At 61.4% G+C, this 6,360-nt stretch carries 3 protein-coding genes and 1 pseudogene; 3 read left to right on the top strand and 1 reads right to left on the bottom strand.

From position 1 onward, the window contains the following. Window positions 1-77 precede the first annotated feature (77 nt). Window positions 78-1,376 (top strand): annotated as a pseudogene (locus tag DQ393_RS16330) (IS701 family transposase); the annotation flags it as partial. Between the two features lie 210 nt (window positions 1,377-1,586). Here the strand turns inward: DQ393_RS16330 and DQ393_RS16325 are convergent. Beyond that, window positions 1,587-2,912, bottom strand: a complete 1,326-nt coding sequence (locus DQ393_RS16325) for an MFS transporter (protein ID WP_112342809.1) — start codon at window positions 2,910-2,912, stop codon at window positions 1,587-1,589. Window positions 2,913-3,266: 354 nt separating this feature from the next. Between DQ393_RS16325 and DQ393_RS16320 the strand changes: the two genes are divergently transcribed. Both DQ393_RS16320 and DQ393_RS16315 read left to right on the top strand, forming a co-directional pair. Further along, window positions 3,267-4,982: a sensor histidine kinase gene (locus tag DQ393_RS16320; RefSeq protein ID WP_245430373.1), complete on the top strand. Its 1,716-nt coding sequence runs from the start codon at window positions 3,267-3,269 to the stop codon at window positions 4,980-4,982. Then, window positions 4,979-6,316: a sigma-54-dependent transcriptional regulator gene (locus DQ393_RS16315; protein WP_112342807.1), complete on the top strand. Its 1,338-nt coding sequence runs from the start codon at window positions 4,979-4,981 to the stop codon at window positions 6,314-6,316. The genes DQ393_RS16320 and DQ393_RS16315 overlap by 4 nt, the downstream gene beginning before the upstream one ends. The last annotated feature ends 44 nt before the right edge of the window (window positions 6,317-6,360 follow it).

The following is a 6,360-nucleotide window of genomic DNA, read 5'->3' as shown; positions in this document are numbered from 1 at the left end:
CCTAGCACTACTTTGGCAGATTAACCGGTCATTTACGATGATGGGCCATCTTGGGCACTTTCACAGGGGTGCGCGAGATGTCGGAACTGGATGTTGCGCTGGCGGATTGGCTGAAGCCGTTCGTCGAGAAGCTTGGTCACAAGAAGCGGCGGCAGATGTGCCCGGTCTATATTTCGGGCCTCATCGGACCTGGTGATCGCAAGAGTATCGAGCCGATGGCGGAACGTCTGGCACCTGATCGCTACGACCGCCTGCATCATTTCATCTCGGATGGGATTTGGGATGCCGGTCCTCTTGAGGCGGAACTGGCGGTGCAGGCCGACAGGATTGTCGGGGCTTCAGATGCTTTTCTGGTGATCGACGACACAGGTCTACCGAAGAAAGGCGACCATTCTGTTGGGGTGGCGCCGCAGTACGCGTCGATGCTCGGCAAGCGCGCCAATTGCCAGACGCTGGTGTCGTTGACGCTGGCCCGCGACGAGGTTCCCGTCCCAGTGGGCTTACGATTGTTCTTGCCCGACAGTTGGACGAGTGATCAGGATCGGATGGCGAAGGCTGGTGTTCCCGAGGAGATGCGCCGATCCCGCACCAAACCGGAGATCGCGCTCGGCGAGATCGATCGGCTGATGGCCGCAGGCGTGCGGTTTGGCACCGTGCTTGCGGATGCCGGCTATGGTCTGTCGGCTGCGTTTCGCCAGGGGCTCAGTGCACGCAATCTCACCTGGGCTGTCGGTATTCCCAAGCATCAGAAGGTTTATCCTCATGATGTCGCATTGGTCTTTCCTGTCGCCGGCCATGGACGGCCACGCAAGCATTCGATCCCCGATACGCTGTCGACCGCAGCCGAAACGATCTTGGAAGGAAACACCTGGAAGAAGGTCAGTTGGCGTCACGGCACGAAAGGTCGACTGACAGCACGCTTCGCTGCCCTACGCATTCGGATTGCTGATGGCAACCCGCAACGCATCCTCGACAAGGGACAGCAGCACATGCCGGGCGAAGTGGCGTGGCTCGTTGGTGAATGGCGTTCAAACGACGAGCGCAAATACTACCTCTCCAATCTGCCGGCCGAGGCGACCTTGAAAGCGCTCACGGCGGCCATCAAGGCGCGATGGGTCTGCGAGCAGGCCCATCAGCAGATGAAGGAAGAGCTCGGCCTCGATCACTTTGAAGGTCGATCATGGCAGGGCCTCCACCGACACGCGTTGATGACGATGATTGCCTATGCCTTTCTTCAACATCAACGCCTCAACAAGGCAAAGCGGGAAAAAAAGGAAGAGGCACGGCCCGCCTAAGCCGACACTGCCGGCCATCCGACGCGCTGTCATAGCCGCGCTCTCAAACCACCATCCACCACAACGATGTCCTCACTGCCGTATCAGGTTCCTAATGACCCCAAATTCAATTCTGCCAAAGTAGTGCTAGTGCATGTCATTGCCGCAAAACCGCTACGCACTTTTGCGCGACATGCCTTAGCGGCTGCGACCTCGTGTTCGGCCACGCCGGCGGGTTCGTCATCGATGTTCCCGCCGGTTGATATTTCATCACCCTCCGATCAGGGTCTCTCTTGCCATTGCCGAAAGGGATCAATCCTCACGGATGGCGCTGCTTTTGGCCGTATCCCGCATGAAGAGATAGATGACGAGCGAGATGCCGATCATTGCCGTCACATACCAGTAGAAGCCTTGCTCCCAGCCGCTGCTCTTGAACTTCAGTGCCACGAATTCGGCCGTACCGCCGAACAGCGTGTTGGCAAGAGCGTAGGGCAATGCGACGCCGAGGGCACGGATATGGGCCGGAAAAAGTTCCGCCTTCACCACCGCATTGATCGACGTGTAGCCGGTGACGATGATCAGCGCACCCATGACGAGCAGCCCTGCGATCAGCGGGTCCTTCGTGGTCTCGAGGGTCGAGAAGATCGGGTAGGTGAACAGCACGCCGCAAAGACCGAAGCCGATCATCAGCGGCTTGCGGCCGATCTTGTCGGAAAGCCCGCCTGCGATCGGCTGCAACAGCATGAAAACGAAGAGCGTGATCGCATTGATCTGGCTTGCCGTCTCGCGCGTGAATCCGGAGGTATTGACCAGGAATTTCTGCATGTAGATCGAATAGGCGTAGAAGGCGAGCGTGCCGCCGGCCGTCAGCAGCATCACCAGTGCGGTTTCCTTCGGATGCTGGGTGATGAGCATCCAGAAGCCGGATTTCTGCATATCGCTCGCGCGCACATTCTTGAAGCTCTCGGTTTCGGCAAGGCCGCGCCGCAGCCAGAAGACGACGACGGCAAGCGCCGCGCCGACGAAGAAGGGAATGCGCCATCCCCAGGCATTGAGCGTCTCCGCCGTCATAAAAGCCTGCAATATGATGAGGACGGCGATGGCGAGGAGCTGCCCCGAGATCAGCGTGACATACTGGAACGACGAGAAGAAACCCCGGCGCTGCCGGCCAGCCATTTCGGAAAGATAGGTCGCCGAAGCGCCGTATTCGCCTCCCACCGACAGGCCCTGCATCAGGCGGGCAAGGACCAGAAGTGCCGGTGCCGCCACGCCGATTGCTTCGTATCCCGGTGTCAGGGCGATGATCAGCGAGCCGGCACACATCAGCGTCACCGAAAGCGCCAACCCGGCCTTGCGACCCTTGCGGTCGGCATAAAGCCCCATGATCCAGGCGCCGATCGGCCGCATGACGAAGCCTACGGCGAAGACTGCTGCCGAGTTCAGCAACTGCGCCGTCTGATCGCCGGCGGGAAAGAAGTGCGGAGCAAAATAGAGTGCGAATGCGGCATAGACATACCAGTCGAACCATTCGACCAGATTGCCCGTCGAGCCGCCGATGATCGATTTGAGACGATTGCGTTTTCCGGCGGCATCCGCTGCTGCCGTCGTCTCGATGGAATCTTGCAATGTGTCCAGCATTGAACCTCTCCTCCCTTGGTCGCTTCAGCCGCCGCCATCACGATCGATCGCGACGGGATTTTGAGAGAAGCCGCATATGCGCTTGCCCGCCGGCCCATCGTTGCGAGACGGAACGGGCCAATACCGATTACTATCGAGGATCACTCTCCCAGTGCCATCATTGTTGCGTGTGGAAATCCCAGAGACGAGGACTATCAGGCGTCATGATACCCATATTGAAATATTTCATATTTTCATGATCTCACCGTGGTTCTTGCTATTATTTGCGCAAGATTCTGCATGGCAATTTCGAGGCTTGTGCAATATTCTGCACAAATGACTGCATTCGGATGGGCACGGATTCTACTTATAGCAATGGCTGGTGTGGCTGCCGCAGCCGGCATTTGGCTTACGGCGCTCTCGCTGTCGCGCCATGAGGCGCTGGCGCGGCTGGAAGCGGAGGCCGCCGGGCTTGCCGTGCAGCACAGCCGCCTGGTCGACAGCGAGCTGGCTCGTTTCCGGCTGTTGCCGATCGTGCTTGGCGAATATCGCGATCTAGGCGAGGCTCTTGCAAGCCCCACCGCCGACGCAGCCCGTCGGCTCGACCAAAAGCTCGGCTTTCTCGCCCATCAGACCGGTGCCTATATCATATATCTGGTCGACCATACCGGCCTCGTGATCTCCGCATCGAATGCGGGGACCGAGGATAGTTTCGTCGGCAAGAATTTCAGTTTCCGGCCCTATTTTTCCGAGGCGATGAAAGACGGCATGGCGGAATATTATGGCGCCGGTGCAATCAGCGGCCGGCCAGGCCTGTTTATCGCGCGCAGGGTCGGCGATGCGGCGGCGCCGGCCGGCGTCGTAGTCGTCAAATTCGAATTCGAACCCGTGTCGCGGATCTGGGCGAACGATCCGGGTAAAACGCTCGTCGTCGACGAACATCAGATCATCCTTGCCGCATCCGACCCGTCACAGGTGCTGACCGCGCTCGCGCCGCTATCGCCGGAGGACCGTGCCCGCGTCGTCGCGAGCGGCCAGTATCGGGACGCGGCGCTGGGGCCGGGGAACTACCGTGTGGAAGATGCCGGCCGTATTCGCGGACCGCGAGATCAGATCATGGTCGCAGCCGAGCAGCCGGTCGCCGGCACGCGTCTGCGCCTCCTGCATCTTCTCGATACGCGCATGGCCTTGCAGGAGGCCCGCGCGCAGGCTTGGCTGCTGGCCTTGCCAGTCATCCTCGGGCTCGTTGTCATCGGGGCTGCGATCTGGTGGCGAATGACCCGCGTCGCGCGGGCGGCGGCTGATCGGCGGGCGCTTGAAGAGGCCGTCGCCGCGCGCACGGCCGAACTGCGTGACGAGATGGCCGAACGCACCCGCGCCGAAGACCGCTATCGCGATGCCCGCGAAGAGCTTGCCCAGGCCAATCGGCTCGCTTCCGTCGGCTCGATCACGGCGGGGCTGATGCATGAAATCAACCAGCCGGTCGCCACCATTCGCACCTTGGCCGAAAACGCTCGCCACCATCTCGCCGCCAACCGCCTCGATCGCGTCGGAGCCAATCTCGATGCCGCGGTCGACGTGACGGCGCGCATAGGAACGATCATGCAGGAGATGCGGCGGTTTTCGCGCCGGGGGCGGCATGCCGCCGGGCCGGAACCGCTCGATGCCATCATCGCCGGTGCCTTGCTGTTGGTCGGGAACCGGTTCCGCAAGGCGGCTGTGCGGCTGGATCTTCCGCCACAGGGCCAACCGCAGGTGCTGGCCGAACGGGTGCGGCTGGAACAGGTTCTCGTCAATCTGCTGCAGAACGCCATCGATGCGGTGTCGAACGTCGACGATCCGCATGTTGCTTTGCTCGTCGAGGCCGCGGAGAAAGATACGGTGAGGCTGACGGTCGCCGACAATGGTCCGGGCATAGACCCGGACTTGGGGAAGGAGATATTCCGTCCCTTCATGACGGGCAAGCCCGATGGGTTGGGCCTTGGGCTTGGAATCGCCCAGGACATCATGAACGATCTTGGCGGATCATTGACGATCGGCCCGTCGCCGCTTGGTGGTGCGGCCTTCATAGTTACGATGAGGCGGGCATGACGCTGCAAGTGCCGCAGAAAGTGCTGCTGGTGGAAGACGACGGCCCTTTCAATGCCGCTCTCAGCGATTCCTTTGCCATAGCCGGTTTCGAGGTGGAGACGCATGGCGATGGGCAGTCGGCGCTGGCGAGCCTTGCCGTTGCGCTGCCGGGCGTGGTCGTCACCGACATCCGCCTGCCCCGCGTCGACGGACACGATCTCCTCGAGGCAGTGCAGGCGCGCGATCCCGACCTCCCCGTCATCCTGATGACCGGTCATGGCGATATCGCCATGGCGGTCGGTGCCTTGAAGCAGGGCGCTTATGATTTTATCGCCAAGCCTTTTGCCACGGATCACATGATCGCCTCCGTGCGCCGCGCGCTGGAAACGCGGCGTCTGGTGCTGGAAAACCGCCGCCTGCGGCAGGCCGCGGCGGAAGCGGAAGATACTTCGCCGCTTCTGGGCCAGACGCCGATCATGGCGCGATTGCGTGAAACGATACGCCAGGTCGCCGTCGCTGATGTGGATGTTCTGGTCGAAGGTGAAACCGGCACCGGCAAGGAACTCGTGGCGCGCCTCATCCACCGCTGGAGCAGGCGGCATGGGCGCAGCTTCGTCGCGGTCGATTGCGCCGCCCTGCCGGATGTGATCGCCGACGAAACCCTGTTCGGAAACCGCGCCCGGCGCGGACGCATCGCCGAGGCGGATCGCGGCACGCTTTTTATCGATGAGATCGACAGCATGTCGCCCATGCTGCAGGGACGACTTCTGCGTGTGGTCGAGGAGCGCGAATTGCCCTCATCGACAGGCGAGCCGGCTCCCGTCAATCTCCGGATCGTCGCGGCGACCAAGACCGATCTGCATGGTTCGGTCGCCGAGGGCCATTTCCGCGCCGATCTGCTCTATCGGCTGGAGACCGTGCGGATCCGCATCCCGCCGCTACGCGAGCGCCGGGCCGATATCGGCCTGTTGTTCAGTGCCTTTCTCGACGATGCCGCGCGCCTACACGGTGTTGCGCGCCCGCAAATCGATGCTGCGATGGAGGCGCGTTTCCTGACTGATGATTGGCCGGGCAATGTCCGCGAATTGCGCAACTACGCAACCCAGGTCGTTCTGGGTCTGACGTCAGCCCGGAGCCGACCCGCTTCGGAACTTGGTCTGTCAGATCAGATGGATCAGTTCGAGGCGAGCGTCTTGCGCGCAGCGCTTGACCGGTTCGAGGGTGATATCGCCAAGGTCGCTGCGGCGCTGCAATTGCCGCGCCGCAGCCTCTATGCCCGCCTGCAACGCCACGGCATCAACCCATCGGTTTATCGAAAGCGAGATAATGCGCATGGTGACGGTGGGAGGGGCTGATCAAATATGGCTCGGTTCGTTCGTATAGCATTCGTGCATATTGC

It is taken from the genome of Martinezella tropici (assembly GCF_003287875.1).
In the GTDB taxonomy this organism is placed as follows: domain Bacteria; phylum Pseudomonadota; class Alphaproteobacteria; order Rhizobiales; family Rhizobiaceae; genus Rhizobium; species Rhizobium tropici_C.
The sequence above is the reverse complement of the archived record's forward strand: the minus strand, read 5'-3'. Positions and strand labels throughout refer to the sequence as shown.

Bases quoted from the DNA above. Each gene is read 5' to 3' on its own strand.
- DQ393_RS16325 (WP_112342809.1), bottom strand. From the start codon at position 2,912: ATGCTGGACACATTGCAAGATTCCATCGAGACGACGGCAGCAGCGGAT.
- DQ393_RS16320 (WP_245430373.1), top strand. From the start codon at position 3,267: ATGGCTGGTGTGGCTGCCGCAGCCGGCATTTGGCTTACGGCGCTCTCG.
- DQ393_RS16315 (WP_112342807.1), top strand. From the start codon at position 4,979: ATGACGCTGCAAGTGCCGCAGAAAGTGCTGCTGGTGGAAGACGACGGC.